General features: G+C 41.5%; 20 protein-coding genes and 1 pseudogene. 11 read left to right on the top strand and 10 right to left on the bottom strand.

The genetic code is table 11. The features are described from left to right. Positions 1–46 precede the first annotated feature (46 nt). The 5 genes from FD723_RS37905 to FD723_RS37885 all read right to left on the bottom strand — a co-directional run bounded on the left by FD723_RS37905 (position 47) and on the right by FD723_RS37885 (position 6,173). Entirely contained in the window at positions 47–883 is an 837-nt protein-coding gene (locus tag FD723_RS37905) for a protein-glutamate O-methyltransferase CheR (RefSeq protein WP_179070317.1), read from the bottom strand. Continuing rightward, the gene (locus FD723_RS37900) at positions 883–1,956 is read right to left on the bottom strand and encodes a chemotaxis response regulator protein-glutamate methylesterase (RefSeq protein WP_179070438.1); all 1,074 of its coding nucleotides are present in this window, start codon (positions 1,954–1,956) and stop codon (positions 883–885) included. The genes FD723_RS37905 and FD723_RS37900 overlap by 1 nt, the downstream gene beginning before the upstream one ends. Positions 1,957–2,204: 248 nt before the next feature. Beyond that, the gene (locus FD723_RS37895; RefSeq protein ID WP_179070316.1) at positions 2,205–3,506 is read right to left on the bottom strand and encodes a methyl-accepting chemotaxis protein; all 1,302 of its coding nucleotides are present in this window, start codon (positions 3,504–3,506) and stop codon (positions 2,205–2,207) included. A gap of 17 nt (positions 3,507–3,523) precedes the next feature. Beyond that, complete coding sequence (locus tag FD723_RS37890) at positions 3,524–3,994, bottom strand: chemotaxis protein CheW (protein ID WP_179070315.1); 471 nt, start codon at positions 3,992–3,994, stop codon at positions 3,524–3,526. Then, on the bottom strand, positions 3,987–6,173 hold the full coding sequence (locus tag FD723_RS37885; RefSeq protein ID WP_179070314.1) for a chemotaxis protein CheA: 2,187 nt from the start codon (positions 6,171–6,173) through the stop codon (positions 3,987–3,989). Before FD723_RS37885 ends, FD723_RS37890 begins: the two co-directional genes overlap by 8 nt. A 143-nt stretch (positions 6,174–6,316) precedes the next feature. Between FD723_RS37885 and FD723_RS37880 the strand changes: the two are divergent. From FD723_RS37880 to FD723_RS37865, 4 genes and pseudogenes are all read left to right on the top strand, one after another. Further along, a pseudogene (locus FD723_RS37880) lies at positions 6,317–6,553 on the top strand (IS1 family transposase); the annotation flags it as partial. Positions 6,554–6,774: 221 nt separating this feature from the next. Further along, positions 6,775–7,140, top strand: a complete 366-nt coding sequence (locus tag FD723_RS37875) for a response regulator (protein WP_179070312.1) — start codon at positions 6,775–6,777, stop codon at positions 7,138–7,140. 6 nt (positions 7,141–7,146) lie between these two features. After that, positions 7,147–7,752, top strand: coding sequence for a chemotaxis protein CheX (locus FD723_RS37870; RefSeq protein WP_179070311.1), 606 nt, complete (start codon positions 7,147–7,149; stop codon positions 7,750–7,752). Positions 7,753–7,823: 71 nt separating this feature from the next. Further along, the gene (locus FD723_RS37865) at positions 7,824–9,440 is read left to right on the top strand and encodes an ATP-binding protein (protein WP_179070310.1); all 1,617 of its coding nucleotides are present in this window, start codon (positions 7,824–7,826) and stop codon (positions 9,438–9,440) included. Positions 9,441–9,795: 355 nt separating this feature from the next. On the opposite strand, the gene FD723_RS37860 is transcribed toward FD723_RS37865, so the two are convergent. Next, entirely contained in the window at positions 9,796–10,077 is a 282-nt protein-coding gene (locus tag FD723_RS37860; RefSeq protein ID WP_179070309.1) for a hypothetical protein, read from the bottom strand. A 109-nt stretch (positions 10,078–10,186) separates the two neighbouring features. Between FD723_RS37860 and FD723_RS37855 the strand changes: the two genes are divergently transcribed. Together FD723_RS37855 and FD723_RS37850 are read left to right on the top strand one after the other, a co-directional pair. After that, the gene (locus FD723_RS37855; protein WP_069072005.1) at positions 10,187–10,726 is read left to right on the top strand and encodes an adenylate kinase; all 540 of its coding nucleotides are present in this window, start codon (positions 10,187–10,189) and stop codon (positions 10,724–10,726) included. Continuing rightward, positions 10,716–11,252, top strand: a complete 537-nt coding sequence (locus tag FD723_RS37850; RefSeq protein ID WP_256091088.1) for a GNAT family N-acetyltransferase — start codon at positions 10,716–10,718, stop codon at positions 11,250–11,252. Before FD723_RS37855 ends, FD723_RS37850 begins: the two co-directional genes overlap by 11 nt. A 44-nt stretch (positions 11,253–11,296) precedes the next feature. Here FD723_RS37850 and FD723_RS37845 read toward each other — a convergent pair whose 3' ends face one another. Further along, the gene (locus FD723_RS37845) at positions 11,297–11,569 is read right to left on the bottom strand and encodes a hypothetical protein (protein WP_256875413.1); all 273 of its coding nucleotides are present in this window, start codon (positions 11,567–11,569) and stop codon (positions 11,297–11,299) included. Positions 11,570–11,731: 162 nt separating this feature from the next. Here FD723_RS37845 and FD723_RS37840 point away from each other — a divergent pair, with 162 nt between their 5' ends. Continuing rightward, positions 11,732–12,475: a hypothetical protein gene (locus tag FD723_RS37840; RefSeq protein ID WP_179070308.1), complete on the top strand. Its 744-nt coding sequence runs from the start codon at positions 11,732–11,734 to the stop codon at positions 12,473–12,475. Positions 12,476–12,755: 280 nt separating this feature from the next. On the opposite strand, the gene FD723_RS37835 is transcribed toward FD723_RS37840, so the two are convergent. Genes FD723_RS37835 through FD723_RS37825 form a run of 3 tightly spaced genes read right to left on the bottom strand, consistent with a single transcriptional unit; the run spans position 12,756 to position 14,155 of the window. Beyond that, positions 12,756–13,754: a hypothetical protein gene (locus tag FD723_RS37835; RefSeq protein WP_179070307.1), complete on the bottom strand. Its 999-nt coding sequence runs from the start codon at positions 13,752–13,754 to the stop codon at positions 12,756–12,758. Positions 13,755–13,773: 19 nt separating this feature from the next. Then, the gene (locus FD723_RS37830) at positions 13,774–13,920 is read right to left on the bottom strand and encodes a hypothetical protein (protein WP_179070306.1); all 147 of its coding nucleotides are present in this window, start codon (positions 13,918–13,920) and stop codon (positions 13,774–13,776) included. Beyond that, a complete protein-coding gene (locus FD723_RS37825; protein WP_179070305.1) occupies positions 13,913–14,155 on the bottom strand; it encodes a helix-turn-helix transcriptional regulator in 243 nt (80 codons plus the stop codon). Before FD723_RS37825 ends, FD723_RS37830 begins: the two co-directional genes overlap by 8 nt. Positions 14,156–14,312: 157 nt before the next feature. Here FD723_RS37825 and FD723_RS37820 point away from each other — a divergent pair, with 157 nt between their 5' ends. The 4 genes from FD723_RS37820 to FD723_RS43665 all read left to right on the top strand — a co-directional run bounded on the left by FD723_RS37820 (position 14,313) and on the right by FD723_RS43665 (position 16,632). Further along, positions 14,313–15,203 (top strand): hypothetical protein, encoded by an 891-nt coding sequence (locus tag FD723_RS37820; protein WP_179070304.1) that lies wholly within the window; start codon positions 14,313–14,315, stop codon positions 15,201–15,203. A gap of 109 nt (positions 15,204–15,312) precedes the next feature. Continuing rightward, the gene (locus FD723_RS37815) at positions 15,313–15,639 is read left to right on the top strand and encodes a hypothetical protein (protein ID WP_179070303.1); all 327 of its coding nucleotides are present in this window, start codon (positions 15,313–15,315) and stop codon (positions 15,637–15,639) included. Beyond that, positions 15,632–15,832 (top strand): hypothetical protein, encoded by a 201-nt coding sequence (locus FD723_RS37810; RefSeq protein ID WP_179070302.1) that lies wholly within the window; start codon positions 15,632–15,634, stop codon positions 15,830–15,832. Before FD723_RS37815 ends, FD723_RS37810 begins: the two co-directional genes overlap by 8 nt. Before the next feature lie 410 nt (positions 15,833–16,242). Then, on the top strand, positions 16,243–16,632 hold the full coding sequence (locus FD723_RS43665) for a hypothetical protein (protein ID WP_256875412.1): 390 nt from the start codon (positions 16,243–16,245) through the stop codon (positions 16,630–16,632). The last annotated feature ends 19 nt before the right edge of the window (positions 16,633–16,651 follow it).

Here is a 16,651-nt window from a genome sequence, read left to right as displayed (position 1 = left end):
CGCAGCAACTAGCTGTTAAGAACGAGAACGATTGTAGCCAAATCTGTTAAGCATTGTGCAATTGATAGCAGATACCCTTGTTAAATGAAACCTGCTTGAATGAGCCATCCAGGTTGATAGTCGTCTCAGCACTACCGAGAAACAGGTAGCCATCTGTTCTTAATTGCTGTTTTACCTTTGTTAGCAAGACTTTCTTGGTATCTAGATCGTAGTAGATTAAAACATTGCGTAAAAAGATCACGTCGATTTCGGGAAGGGATGACCAAGATTGCATCAGGTTGATCTGACGAAACTCTGCCATCTGGCGAATTTCGGACTTTATTTGCCAGTCACTATCTAGCCGATGAAAGTACTTGTCACGGAGATTTTCAGATAGTCCGCGGTTAATTTCAAGTTGGTTATAATGCCCTTTTTGGGCGCGCGCTAATACCTTAGTGGAAAAATCACTAGCAATTAGCCTTATAGACCAATTGGTAAGTAAGGGGAAATGTTCACGAATTAGCATAGCGATGCTGTAGGGTTCTTGTCCATTAGAGCAAGCAGCACACCAAATGTTTAGCGACCGCTCAATGGCTCGTTTTTTGATTAACTCTGGTAGTATGTATTGTCTCAGTGCTTCAAAAGGGTGATGATCTCGAAAGAATGAGGTTTCATTAGTGACTAACGCCTCGATTGTCTGGATGTGAAGATTGTTAAAGGGTTGAGTGCGTAAATATTTCACCAGTTCAGCAATGAAAGCGAATCCTGCTGATTCTGCAATTGGTTGTAAATGTAACTCCGCTAGATAGCTTTTCTCAGCAGACAACACAACTGCTGAATGATCACGAACTAATTGACGAAGATACTCAAAATCATTGGTGCTTACACTCTTAGTCTGTTCCATTACAGACCTAAAATAGGAATTTGATTGTAACGAATTCGCCGCATAATTTCACTTGCCATCTGGTCAAGGGTGACAATTTGATCGGCAAGTCCAGCATTAACCACAAAACTAGGCATCCCCCACACTACGCTACTAGCTTTGTCTTGTGCTAGCACTTGTCCACCCGCCTCGCGGATGCACTTACAGCCATGTAACCCATCTTGCCCCATACCTGTAAGGATGACTGCAATCGCCCCAGCACCATAAACCTCTGCTACCGAACGAAACAGAACATCTACTGAAGGACGACAGGAATTTTCGCTCGGTGCTTGATGAGTAGCAAGTCGAACTACACCTTTGTCGCGTTGCACAACCAAATGAAAATCTCCCGGTGCAATCCAAGCTTGTCCAGGTTCTAATACCACTCCGGGAACCGCTTCGTTCACTGGGATTTGGCATTTAGAAGATAATCGTTCAGCTAATAGTTTCGTAAACATGGGGGGCATGTGTTGCACAATCAAAATGGGAACTGATAAATCGGCTGGAAGCTCTCTAAGCAAGACAGTTAGGGCATTAGGCCCTCCAGTAGAAACCCCAATTGCTATAACCTCTACCCGCTTGGGATTGGTGTAAAGGGGAAGAAGAACTGGATGAGCAACCGTGCTTGGTGTTGTCAATGTAGTAGTTATTGCACCAAATACTTTAATTTTGGGAATCAAATCCGCTTGAATATATTGATTTATCGCCTCTACACTTCCTAAGTTACTAGGTTTTGTGGCATAATCTGAAGCCCCTAAAGAGAGAGCTTCGAGTGTTGCGATCGCTCCAGTCCGTGTAGAGGTGCTGAACATAATCACTGGTAGGTGGGGATAGATTTGTCGAATCGCGGAGAGAGTTTGTAAACCATCCATTTCTGGCATTTCAATATCCAGGATCACAATATCAGGATTAACCTGGGGAATTTTGGCAAGGGCGATACGACCGTTAGCAGCGACTCCTACCACTTCTAGTTCTGGATCGATGGACAAAATTTTACTAATTCGACTCCGAACTACTACCGCGTCATCAACAATTAGTATTCGGATTTTGGGCATTGGGGATTGGGGATTGGGAATTGGGGACACTTCTCTGCGAGAGGCTGCGCCAACGGCAAGCTCAGTACATCGCTGGGGACTGGGGACAGTGAAAAAACTAATATAGCGTGAGTTTGACAAGTCTTATTTGACCTCTCCCCCAGCCCCTCTCCGTGTCGGAGAGGGGAGTAAAAAGCTTAATTTTTTGTTGCTCCTCCCTCTCCGAAACGGAAAGGGAGGTTGGGAGGGAGAGGTTCATCGAACTTACGTTAATATATGAACTGGCTGACGACTTTCTGCAAATCTACTGCCATGCGCGATAATTCTGTGGCTGCCTGTAATGTATTACTCGTGCCAATCGTTGTACTTTGAGTATTCAATGCGACAACTGCGATATTTCTGGCGATATCAGATGTTCCTCTGGCTGCTTCAGCAATATTGCGGCTAATTTCATTTGTCGTTGCTGTTTGCTCTTCAATAGCACTAGCGATCGTGCTTTGAAAGTCGTTGATTTGATTGATAATATCAGTAATTTGAGTAATGGCTTGAACCGCAGCTTTTGTATCTGTCTGAATTGCTTCAATGCGCTGACTAATATCTTCAGTTGCATTTGCTGTTTGTTTGGCTAATTCTTTCACCTCGTTTGCAACTACAGCAAATCCTCTGCCGGCATCTCCGGCTCTTGCGGCCTCAATTGTAGCATTGAGCGCCAGTAAGTTTGTTTGCCCAGCGATCGCAGTAATAACTTTAATTACTTTGCCAATTTCAATGCTGCTTTGACCAAGCTTATTAATTGTTTCATTGGTGCGGTCAGCAGTTTTAACTGCTTGAGTCGTGACTTTTGCCCCTTCCATGACGGTCTTAGCAATTTCTTGAATGCTGGCATTCATCTGCTCTACCGCAGTCAAAATTGTACTGCTATTTTGGCTCACCTGTTCGGCGGAGCTAGATGCAGAGGTTGCCTGTTCAGCAGTTTGTTCGGCGTTTTGAGTCATTTCTGTGCTAACTGCGGTCAATTCTTCTGATGAAGAGGCAACTGCCGTTGCCACCTCTGCCATCTGTCTGATTGAAGACCTCAAGCTGCTAATCATTTGATTGGCATTATCTGTGAGTTGCTTAAAATCTCCAGCATTGCTTTCCTCAATTTGTTTGGCTAAATTTCCTTGGGCAACAACAAGGGTTACTTCATTAATACTTTTGATCTGCTCTTTTAAATTTGTAGACATTTGATTAAAGTTATCAAGCAATCCTTGCCAACTTCCGTCTGCTCCTTTGACAACGGCTTGAGATCCGAGCTTCCCTTCTGTACCAATTTCGGTTGTCAAGCGAGAAACTTCTTGGGCAAAGTTTTGGTTTAAACTTACCAATTCATTAAAAACCAAGACAATTTCACCTAGTTCATTATCCTCGACAGGTAAACGGACGCTAAAATTACCATTTTTTACAGACTTAAGTGCTAAAAGTAACGCTTGCAGTTGCTCTTTTTTGACACCATTATCAGTCGCCGAAGCTACACTATCCTCTGAGGAAGATTTAGAGTTGGCTGTTCTTGCAGCCCGATTCGTAGTCATTGCAAGGCGCTCCTCAATTACTCGGTAACGTGATTTATCAAATTAACATTTAGAATTTTTTCGGCATCTAAAACTAGCAGAAATCCATCTAGGAGAGGGTAAGCCCCTGCTAGCATCCAACGCATTTTACCTTTTAAGGTTGTAGGTGGAAGTTGAAACGTGTTCTGTGGAAACTCTAAGACATCACCAACATTATCGACGAGCAGACTGACTACTTCATCCTCAAAACTTACAATAATATTAAATCCCTGTGACTCATCTACAAGTTTTATATTTGATTGTGTCTGTTGTTCGCTCATCTCTAATCGGCGTTGCAAATCGATTACAGTAATAATTTGTCCACGTAAATTAATTAAACCACAGATATCTGGTGGGGCTAAAGGTATACGAGTTATTGCTTGTGGGCGAATCACTTCTTGAACGTGTAGCACGTTAATACCAAAATAAACTCCTTTGAGAAAAAATGTACAAATTTGTTGTTCAGCCATTAGTAATCAATTGCAGCAAATGAGGGTTAGCAATGCGAATTACAGCCTCAATGTCAAGGATTTCTGTAATTTGACCCTGAAATACAGCGCACAAAAGCACACCTGGTCTACTAGAGACACCTGTAATTGTCAGTGGTTCTTCTACAATGTCAAGAATCCGCTCAACCACTAGCCCAACACTGAGTTCTGAGGAGGGTGAGACAATCACTATCTGGAGAGTCTCTGCAACAGTTGCCTTAGTCCGCTCGTGGAGGTCATTTTCATAACTACGGAAAAACACTTTGTTCAGGTCAATTAACGGCAAAATTTTCCCGTAGGATTGTACTACATCCTGATTACCTGCTTTCTCTACCGCAGAGCAAAGAATTTCTTCAAGCCGAAAGGCAATAGTCAATGGAATGCCCATACGAGCGCCTTCGGGCCCCTCAAACAATAGTATTGTTTGACGAGCGATAATTTGATCTTGGTCTTTTATGGCGTTTTCAATCAATAACTGCTGCTTTTGTTTTGCGGTTACACCAGAACGGTTCGCCAGAACAACAACATCAATAATTAATGTAACTGTGCCATCCCCTAGAATAGTTGCTCCGGCAAATAAAGATTGCGCCTTTAACTGTTTCCCTAAAGGTTTAACCATAATGTCTTGGATGTCTTCAATTGTGTCCACAACTAATCCGAATTGATAGTTATCAACTTGCACAATTACTAGACTGAACATTTCCAATTTGGAAACACTATTGGGTATTTGTAATACTTGATTTAAATAAACTAATGGTACAAGAGTGTCCCGCAAGCGATACACAGGTACATCGTAAAACATCTCAATCTGATTAACTGCCTGTGCTTCTAGGCGTACTAGCTCTTGGATACTTGCTTGGGGAATAGCATAGCGATCGCTGCCACTGGTGACAATTAATGCGGGAATAATCGCCAAGGTCAGGGGAATCTTAATTTTGAATGTCGTTCCTTGTCCTTTCTGGCTATGAATTTCAATCGTGCCATTAATTTTATCAATATTACTCTTGACAATATCCATCCCAACTCCACGTCCAGAAAGGTTTGTCACCTGTTCTGAAGAAGAGAAGCCGGGTAAGAAAATTAAGTTTATCGCTTCCGACTCACTCATAGATGCGGCTTCTACGGCACTCACTAAACCAAGTTGCTGCCCTCGCCTTTTGAGTTTTTCTAAATCCAGACCACGACCATCATCGCCAATTTCAATATTGACTTTGCCACTTTCATGAAAAGCTCTTAAAAATAACCGCCCGACAGATGACTTTCCACAAGCAGTCCGCTCTGCTGGTAACTCAATGCCATGATCTATACAGTTGCGTACTAAGTGAGTCAAGGGGTCTTTAATCGCTTCAATAATGCTTTTATCCAGTTCAGTATCTATTCCCTCCATGTCAACCTTAACTTGTTTACCGGAAGCGATCGCCAAATCGCGCGTTACGCGAGGAAACTTTTGCCAAATGGTACTAATTGATTGCAGCCGAGTTTTCACGATCTCTTCCTGCAACTGGGATGTCAGAAGACTAAGGTGTTGGCAAGTAGCAGTAAAGCTACTATCCTTAAACTTGTTACTAAATCCAATCACCTGATTACGGGTTAAAACGAGTTCACCCACTAGGTTCATTACCTGATCTAGCAGGTTAACATTAACTCGGATCTGAGAAGATTCTGATGCTCTCAAGGTTAAGATTTCAGGGAATTCGTGAGGGAAATACGTAGTATCAATATTGGTCTGCGACCCTTGCAGATTAGCAGCAGATGCGATGGTCGGCTGCTCAGTGAACTGCAATTGAGTTAAAGTCGTAATCAGTGCTGAATAATCGCGATCGCCCTCATGTCTGGTTGCTTCAATTTGGGACAGAATCTGCCGAATGCCGTCAAGTATTTGCAGTAAAGTATTGATGATCGTGGGGGTAATTGCTAGCTGGCGATCGCGTAAAGACGAGAGCAAATTTTCTCCAGCATGAGCAAGTGATTCCAATTTGGGAAACGGTAAAAAGCCGCAGTTTCCTTTAATTGTGTGGAGTGATCGATAAATGCGAACTACAGCTTCTCCTTGTTCTGATACTTTATCGAGACAAATAATATCTTGTTCAATTTGATTCAGATTTTCATAGCTCTCAATTAGGAATGCTTCTATATCATCGTTAATTTCAGTTAGCTCCATTACCTTTTCTGTGAAAAATTAGACCCTTTGTGTTCATGGTAATTTAATGGTAATTTAAAATTTCAGCAATATATGGCTTTCAAATAATGTTTAGATGTTTCATGCTGAAAAGATAATGTTATTTTAATGGTAAAGTAATAAATATGCAATGTCCTTGTTGCTATTCAACTCAAACTTTCAAGAATGGTTTTCGCAAAGGCAGACAATGTTACAAATGTAAACAATGTGGTCGTCAGTTCCTCGAATCTTACCAAGCTTGGTGCTACTCAAACGATGTCAAGCAATTGTGTCTCAAGATGCATCTTAAAGGCATGAGTCTGCGAGAAATCGAGCGGGTGACAGATATTCACCACACGACAATTTTGCATTGGCTTCGTAAAGCCAGGCTTGACCTAGATGAAATTTCAAATACTTAACTAAAGTTTAGTAACACCTTATACCATTATATTTTCAGCAGATGAATTTTAAATGTTTTTAACTTAAGCAACTTAAAAAATCATTATTCAAATGATTTTTTATGGTATAAAGATCATTTGAATAATATTTATTTAACTGAAATCAATCAACAATTCTTAAGCTAAAACACAAAGGGGTAGAGATAATGACATTGGTTTTGATTATTGATGATGCAGCCTTTTCTCGCAGAATGATCCGAAAGTATTTGCAAGTTGATGGTTACGAAATTATAGAAGCAACTAATGGGCGTGAAGGATTAGAATTAGTTCACCAGCGCAAACCAAATTGTGTGTTAGCGGATTTACTCATGCCAGACATGAATGGGTTTGAATTTCTGCAAGCTTTACAAGATGAAGAATTAAAAATTCCCACAATTATCATCTCAGCCGATATCCAAGAAGGGGCACGCAATCAAAGTTATAGTCTTGGGGCTATTAACTTTATTAATAAGCCACCAAAAGAAAATGAATTGCGAAAGGCAGTCCAGCAAGTTCTTAATACTAAGGAATAAGTTTTGATGAATATAACAGCAGAACAACTGGATGCACTTCAAGAGTTGATTAATATTGGAATTGGTCGATCCGCAAGTCTACTGAATGAGATGGTAGACTCTCACATTGGTCTCAAAATTCCATTTGTGAAAGTATTAACTGCTGCTGAAGCCTATCAGGAATTAGCAACACGATTCCATGATGACAGCTTGGCATCTGTAAGACTAGGCTTTACAGGTTCTTTTTCTGGTGCTGCTGGCTTGATTTTTCCTACTGACAGTGCATCATCACTAGTTGCAGTGCTTACAGGTGAAGAGCCAGGTTCTGCTGATCTAGATGCGGTGAAAATTGGCACTCTGAGCGAAATTGGTAACATTGTCATCAATGGGGTGATGGGTTCGCTTAGTAATGTGCTAAAGCAGCATGTGAATTATACATTACCTGTTTACTTAGAAGATACAATTGAAAACTTATTATTATCTACTTATGAAAGCGATTCCAAAATCTTGCTAGCACAAGCTCGATTCATAATTGAACAGCTAGAAATTATTGGGGATATTATTTTAATCTTTCACGTAGGTACATTTGATGCGCTTATCAAGGCAATTAATGATGAAATTGCAATCATGTAATCTAGAAAACTTTCTAACCTAAGATAGATAAAAATCTTTAAATCTTCCGCTCAAATCCTGATGACGAAATAATGAATATTATAGAAAAAGCTCATGAACAATTTAGCCTTTTAGATAAAATTCCTTTAGGAGCTTTCGTTCTACAGTCCGATTACATTGTTTTATTCTGGAACTGCTGCTTGGAGGAATGGACAAAAATTTCCCGAAGTAAAATTTTAGGAAATTCAATTCTTGAATATTTTCCTCATTTAAATCAGCCTCGTTATAGTAGTCGCTTAGAGCAAATTTTTCAAGGCGGCCCTCCTGCAATCTTTTCTTCTCAATTGCATAAATATGTTATTCCTATACCGCTATCTCAAAATAAATATCGTATTCAGCAGACAACTGTAACTGCTGTGCCTGCAATGGACGGAAATAGGTTTTATGCCCTTTTCTCAATTGAGGATTTCACAGATTTAACTTTTCGAGTTCAGGAATATAAAAACTTACGAGATCAAGCACTAGCAGTAGCGGAAGAACGCCAGAAAGCCCAAGAAGCTGCTGAAGTAGCAAACCGCATCAAAGATGAATTTTTGGCAATTGTTTCTCATGAACTTCGTTCCCCTCTTAATCCAATTTTGGGTTGGGCAAAGCTACTGAAAAACCGCTCATTAAACGAAGCTACTACTGTGCGTGCCCTTGAGACAATCGAACGCAATGCTTTACTCCAGGCTCAGTTGATTGAAGACCTGTTGGATATCTCCCGCATTCTTCGAGGCAAGCTAGCACTTAATTTAGAAACTGTTGATCTTGCTTTTATTATTGAAGCTGCCTTAGAGACAGTGCATTTGGCAGCAGAAGCAAAGTCTATTCAAATTAATCTTGATCTAGATATAAAAATTGGACAAGTTAAAGGTGATGGTAGTCGTCTTCAACAAGTTGTTTGGAATTTACTCTCTAACGCCATTAAATTCACACCAGCCGGTGGAAAAGTCGAAGTCTACTTAGAACAGATTGATTCTCAGATACAACTCAGAATCATTGATACGGGTAAAGGTATTAATCCTGATTTTCTGCCACACGTATTCGAGTATTTCCGTCAGGCAGATAGTAGTACAAGCCGAAGTTATGGCGGATTAGGACTTGGTTTGGCGATTGTGCGCCAACTTGTCGAGTTGCATGGTGGTAGAGTTTGGGCACAAAGCCCTGGTGAGGGACAAGGCGCGACATTTACAGTTTGCCTACCAATGCTTCAACAGAGTCTAGAATTCAAAATTGAAGATCAGAATATCTCTGACGATTCCTATCCATTCTGTATGCTCCATGCTCCACTAGAAGGGGTACGCTTATTAATTGTGGATGATGATGCTGATACCCGTGAGTTTCTTGCCTTCCTATTGGAAGAAAACGGAGCAATCGTGATGAGCGCAGCATCCGCCAACGAAGCACTCGCTCTAATTGCACAGTCAAAACCAGACCTACTGTTGAGCGATTTGGGTATGCCAGAAGTTGATGGCTACGCTTTAATCAAAAAATTACGAGCAATGCCTGCTAATCAAGGTGGACAGATTCCCGCTATCGCTCTAACTGCTTACGCCGCAGAAACTACACAAAAACAGGTTTTAACCGCTGGATTTCAACTTCATATCACTAAACCAGCCGACCCCTCAAAATTAGTAGCTGCAATTGCAGCACTTGTTGAGGACTAACTGCTTAATCAAAAGATTTTCTGGATATATTGTTAAGATACGTAAACAGCTAGTGATCCTTACAGCAGCAAGCGATGCCTTTTCTACGAGACGCTACGCGAACGGCGGCAAGCTACGCAACGTGGGTAAGTTATCCAAGTTTAAGGGAAAAGTTGCCTGGGAGTAGTATTTATATGGACTTGCGTCTATGTTCTTCTCCCATTTTTGTTACTATGTCCATTTTCTTTCTCCAAAAAAAGTGATCGCTTGATTAATGCCTTAACGAAGTTTTAGGTATTTCAGCTTACAACTTGTCCAACTTCTCCTGACAAAAGCTGTCCAAAATCTTCTTCATGTCACAAATTGCCAAAATTGTTTAGCGGATTATCTCGTCGCCGTGTTCTGATTCTAAGACCCTCAACAATTTCTCTTCCAACGTCGTCAAATAAGCCCGATTCACCTTCCCCAATAACTGCAACAGACTTTTGACTGTCTCCTCCAGCGAATCGGAATACACCCGACTGATGCGATCGCAAATCACCCGCATCTGCTCACACTCGGCAGGCAGGTAATTGTAAGATTTAAGATGCTGCAAACCAAGGGTGTACTCCCCATCCCAGGTTTTGACAGTGCATGATAACAGGGCAAAGTAATACATTTTTTCTGTAATATATTTTGTATTATAAAGGTAATATAAGTAAAGCTCTTATTCTTTCGTAACAAACTTGTGCCAGCTTGAACTTGATCGCCCTAAAAGGAGAGTGGGAATGAAAAAAGTAGCGGTGTTTGGCAATGCTGGAGGCGGTAAATCAACTCTAAGCAAAAGATTATCCCAAATTACTGATTTACCACTTCACATCTTGGACAAGATTAAATATCAATCAGGGGGAACTGAGGTTCCACATGAAGATTATAAGCGCGTCCATCAGCAAATTTTAGCTACTGACCGATGGATTATTGACGGGTTTGGCTGCATGGAAACTCTCTGGCTAAGACTGAACGAGGCAGATACTCTGGTTTATGTCGATCTACCTCTATATGTGCATGGATGGCTGGTAACTAAACGATTTATTACAGGTTACTTTAAACCGCCATCAGGCTGGCCTGACAATAGTCCAATATTGAGGAGTTCGCTTAATAGCTACCGCGTACTTTGGCTATGTCACAAATATTTGACACCAAAATATCGTGAGTATATCGAGCAGGCTCAAAGCATGAAAAATGTTTATCATATTCGCTCGACTAAAGAAATTTCGCAATTCTTTGAATTAATTAAGTGCCAGACTAATTTAAAAGATGGTGCATAAATCTATGGAAATCAGATTTTTAAACACCCAAGATGTCGTCGTTTACCGCGAACTACGTTTGCAAGCATTGAGAGACTCGCCCACAGCATTTGCTTCCAGTTATGAGGAGGAATCCCGTTTTTCTTTGGCCGACTTTGCTGCCAGACTTCGCCCTCACGATAATTCTGCTAACGGGATTTTCGGTGCTTTTAGCGACACGGACAAACTTATTGGTATGCTCGGCTTCTCACGCGAGAACCGTTTGAAGCGTGTTCACATTGGTTCTCTCTGGAGTATGTATGTTTTACCTGAGAATCGAGGGCGAGGTGTTGGAGCCGCGCTTCTTGATGAGGCATTATCCCATGCTCGACGGCTTAATGGTCTGCGACAGATCGTTCTCACGGTCACTACAAACAATTTACCAGCCGCCTCTCTTTATAGCTCACGGGGTTTTGAGCGTTTCGGTTTAGAGCGTAATGCTTTATTTATTGATGGTAGATATTTTGATGAGGAGCATCTGGCATTACACTTCAACCATGATGCCTAACGAGAACCTGTCGCACACTTACTATATAAAAACGACCATAATTCTTAAAACTTTATCTCGTTCCCATATTCCAACTCCACAACACTCAACAATTTCTCTTCCACAGCAGTAAGATAAGGCCGATTTACCTTCCCCAACGACTGCAACAGACTTTTGACAGTCTCCTCCAGCGAATCGGAATACACGCGACTGATGCGATCGCAAATCACCCGCATCTGCTCACACTCGGCAGGCAAGTAGTTGAAGGACTTCATGTGCTGCAACCCAACGGCATACTCGCCATCCCACATTCTCACGCTGCAACTAAAGTTATTCACTGCGCTGACAATTGCCCAGTAACCGCTTCCCAATCACCCCCCGCAGACAACCTTGAACTCTAACCGATAACCCCTTGGCAACCGATGTGCATTGGGGCCTTATGCGGTCTATCTATTTTTGTATTTTGTATATAATAGCACGCAGTACTGCTTATAAATAATATGGAATTTTTTGATCGCCTTTATTTAGGTTTCGAGGCTGAATACTACATTATGGGTCGGCTTTTTGGGGCGGGGTATGAGGCTTTTAAGCTACCTGCTGATTTTGGTTTTGATATATTAGTAACAAACCAAAAAGAACAATCTCTTAAAGGTAATAGGACACAACGTAATATTCAACCTCCTTATGCTCTCCAGATAAAATCTCGACGCATTAAAGAAGAAACCTTTTATGATGGGCCAAATGGAAGACCAGAAACGAGGGTAAAGTTTTCCATTAAAAAGCAAGATATTGATTTAATGCTTGCACAAGATAATAGTTATTTGATTTGCGTGATATTTATAAGTGATGCATCAGGATTAATTACTAATAAAATTATATCTTTTTGGCTTGATAAATTCCATTTAGAGTATATTAAATCTCTAGGTTGTTTTCGAGAAAAATTAGATGCAAAAGGTATATATGAACTACAATCATGTATCCGTTTACGTCCTACTGTTGATACCGAATCTTTTATTGATGAAAATTTAGTCAACAAAGGGAAGTTGACACAAGAAGGTAAAAAGTTTCTTTTAGATAAACTTCCTAAAACTTTACAGCTTAATTGGGAAGCAACTGAATATATTTCACTAGTTCGTCCACCTAAAAATGATAAAAATAGTGATCCCTCTGTGGTTAAGGCAATTCCATCAGCTTTAACAGATTTTAAAAATTTGGGTATGAAGATTAGTCTGAACTTGGAATAGGCTGAGACACCTACGGAAAGGTTAAATCGAAGACTGATTCTTTTAATCAGTTAAATAAAAACCAATGGAAAAAATTAGAATGAGAAGGGTAATGGAAAGTGGTAGTAGCTTCCAATTTGCATACTATCCTCCAAAAGTAGATATTGGAGAAACAGTAGATATAAGGTAACGAATAGAAGCCAGCGCTCACCAATACAGCACCGGGTTTGTTTGATGTATCTGTTTTGGATATCCGATGTCTTGGAAGAAGCGGTATTTTGGACAGGAAAGCTCGTCTCGACTAATCCTCAACTTGACATTTCTGTTCAATAAAACTCAAAAGCTCTTCTTCAAACTGAGTCAAATACGGGCGCTTCAGTTCTCCTAAACACTTCAAAACTGCCTCTGCTGGCGCTTCTAGCTTGCCACTGTCCCGTAACCTACTGATGCGATCGCAAATCACCTGCATCTGCTGACATTCCGACTCCAGGTAGTTCAGTGGCTTCAAGTGGTCGATTCTCACGGTGTATTGTCCATTCCACGTTGTCACTGTACAGCTGAACTCGCCTACATGGTTGACAATACACCAATTCCCGCCTTTTCCTCGTAAATCAGGATTATCCTTAGCAATGATTTGGCACACTTCTCCGACACGGTAAGGATTTGGCGCTTTGGTGCGCTCCATTATTCGATCCACCACATCTTTTACAATTCTACCTGTGGGAACTTTACCACCAGCAACTTGCACCGCCTGCTGCCATGCAGTGCGCTGGACTTCTGGTTCTAGGGGAACCAAGGGGCGTATTTGACGTTCGTTTGTCGGCAGTATTTGTAAACCAATTGTGGAGATTTCGACATTTTGTAAACCAATGGTTGACATTTTTGGAGACTGTAAACCATCTGTGGTTATTTCCGCATTCTGTAAACCAATGGTTGACAAATTCTCCATAACTGTCGCCGCAGCAATTTTATAGGTTGCTGCCATTCGTGTATAACCAAACCGTGAACGGCAATACTCCTCAAAGGTTTTGTGCGTAGAGCGATATAATCTGCGATCACGAAGTTCCATCAAAGCCTTTCCTGCTTCAAAAAACGCCCGCTCCACTTTCTTCTCCAAGTGCAAGCGATCGCTTTGCTCCTCCTGGGTCAACTCTGTTACTTCAACAGCAGTAACTGTAATCGTTGCTGAACTTGGATCTACTTGCTGGGAGATATCCTCGTTTACAGAGTTAACTGCTGAAGTTGAATCGGTAGATGTGGCAGAGGTGGCTTTGTTGCGCTTACGGGGTGGTTTATTCATTACTCCACCTCTTTTTGGTTTAGTCGCATTTGCTTAGAGCCGATTGCAAATAGGTTTTGAGTGTGGGACTTAACTGCGATTGCGCCAAGCGCAGTGCCTTTAGTAATAACTCGTCAACAGAAACTGAAGACAGAGTAGGAGGAATGACACTGGCAGGCTTAATCATCAAAACGCACTCCAAAATCCACGCCTAAAACTTCTTCAATTTTGCGAAGGGTTGGTTCTGGTAAAACATCATTTTCTTCACGTTCAATCCGATACCAATTAGCACGAGTCATATCGGCCGCTTTTGCCAATTCTTCTACCGATCGTGGATCTCGCTCTCTGGCTTCTTTAATTCTTGCTCCGATGCCAGGGGCATCAACCCGTATAACCCGTTCTATTTGCACATCTATAGACATGAACAATCCTCTCTATTCAATCATTTCGTAGATTCTATGTAAATTGTAGAGTGACACTTGACAAAATGTCTAGTGAGAGGATACAGTATAAATATAAAGAAAGCGCCCGGACTGCGAATCTAGAGCGCTTTCTGTCCCGTTAGGAACTTTAACAATCATGACATACCAAATCTACACTCATCAACAGCTGCAACTGAAATCGATTGCCCGACTCAAGCAAATCTACAGCGAAATCGCCTGCACAGTCGAAGTAAGCGACAAACGCTGTAAGGATGCCTGGATTTTTGCAATCGCTGATTATCAAGCCAGCAAGATTCAGAAACTCGCCCTTGCTGCCCCCGACAACCAAGCCCTCGCCCAAGCCGAACTCGACAACTACATCGCTGACCAAGCCCAAGCGATCGCTCCCGAACCCCTCACAATAGTCGAAATCTCGTTTGACCATCACGAATATTACGCTGATGACAAACTGGTAGCCAGCATCAGCCATGACGACAACCACTTAACGCAACGCTGGGTAGTCATGATCAATGATAAAGAAATATTTCGTGCCAATACTCTAATGCGTTGCGATCGCTTCATCTGCACTCACTATAAAGATGGCTCATTACCTGTGCAAGAAGAAGCAGAGGTGCAGGGGAGCAGGGGTGCAGAGGGGAAAAACTTACAACAACTTTCTCCTCTGCCCCTCTGCGCCTCTGCCCCGCAAGTTTCCTCTACGACTGAAAACCAAATCATGGCGCATATCTTCAACGAGTGCCAGAATTATGGGTTTGAAATTCTCGATGATGGCATTTACAACAACAACGGCGTGAAACTGGGGCAAGTTGGATGCACTGATGGTAACTGGTGGGTAAAGAGGCGTTATTCAGTCCAGCAGCAGTATTCTAACTCCGTGCTTGATGCTGTGCGATCGCTGTCGATGGTGGATGTGTCTACCGATGGTAAATCCATTTTTGATGAATATTTTTTAGATCAGCCATTAGAACAGCTAACTGGCGATAAATTGCAACGCCTGCTGGAGAGAACGGAGTTAGTTACAGCGTAAAGAGTAGGCTTCGCCTGGGAAAAGGTTAAAGGGAAAGGGGGAAAGGTAAATTTCTTCATTCCCTTCCCCCTTTCCCTAAAACACATTCCCTTCATTCACCTATTCATCTATGCAACCCACAATTTCTATCCCTCAACACTGGCCCTACCCTCGCTTTAACTTGGAACAGCGTACACAACAGGGCATCATACTGGGACTTTACTACTATCCCTCTGGTACAGAGTTGGCTGAACAATTTGATGATGGTTGGCGCTATGTGCTGATACCTAACAAGAATTCTGATGAGATATCGTACTTGCAAGAGAATCAAATCCAACCGCTATCTCCACAGGAATTGTTCACGCAAATTACCGCAGAGATTGACTTTTATCAACAACAAATAAGCATTCTCAACCGACAGTTAACCGTATTAACTCAAGGTGCAAACAATGGCTAATTCTACAAACAATTTTGACCGTAGAGCAAATCATTTGCTGCGTTCAATTCGGCTTTGTGGCGGTTGTGTTCCTCTGCACCGTCTGCAATTCCAATTCTCCGATTCAGTGATTCAAACACTTCTAGATAAAGAACTGGTGCAAGTACAGAACACGGGACGCGGTTTTTTGTTGGAGATTGCCGAGGATTTTTAAGCTCTCAATCCCAGAGGAAATACTGATGAAACATTACGCGAAAACCATTTCAGCAACTCTGCCAAATTGGGCAAGCGTCGTTACAAAGAACGCGGATTTATTTGAGGCTTAAATCAATGAATAGCAAAATGTACTGTTTTAGAATTCAGTTAAAAAACTGTCCTGAATCCAAGGAGAGTTAGTAGAGTTAATTTACAAATTTCCTGGTGGAATTTGGGCTGTCATGGTTGTATGGGATGGCAATTGTGGACAGAAAACTGAAAGCTATACAGACAGTTTTATTTTTCTATAAATAGAACGCTGTCTAGGCATTTTTGTTGTTAGTGATATAGCCTCTTTAACTTGTCGATTACAGGAAATGGCTGAAGGTTTAAGCATCACTTCCAATCTGACAAAATCAGGAAAAAATCATGAAACTTTACGCTAAGACCATTCCACAGACTTTACCCGATTGGGCAACCACCTTTACAAAAAGTGCAGATTTATTTGAGATTGAAATCAACGATGAACATCCTAATTTTCAACCTCTGCTTGAAGAGTTAGAAACGGAGATTGAGCCAGGAACATTCGGTGTAAAAGCGGAGGACTTATGTTCACGGCTGGGCATAGAAATGTCTAATCCACATCTCCACCAATTAATTGAACAAGCTCAAACACTGATATGCGAAATTGCTACGCATCCAGACTACAGACAACTGTTGGACTTGGGATATACCCCTGATTTAAACATTGCCGATGCTCAAACTGCACTGACTTATTTGCAGTGGGAGCTAGATCGCAATCGAGAGACTTCTGTTTAGTACAAAAGCGTTCATCTAA

Source organism: Nostoc sp. C052 (assembly GCF_013393905.1).
Lineage (GTDB): Bacteria > Cyanobacteriota > Cyanobacteriia > Cyanobacteriales > Nostocaceae > Nostoc.
The sequence above is the reverse complement of the archived record's forward strand: the minus strand, read 5'-3'. Positions and strand labels throughout refer to the sequence as shown.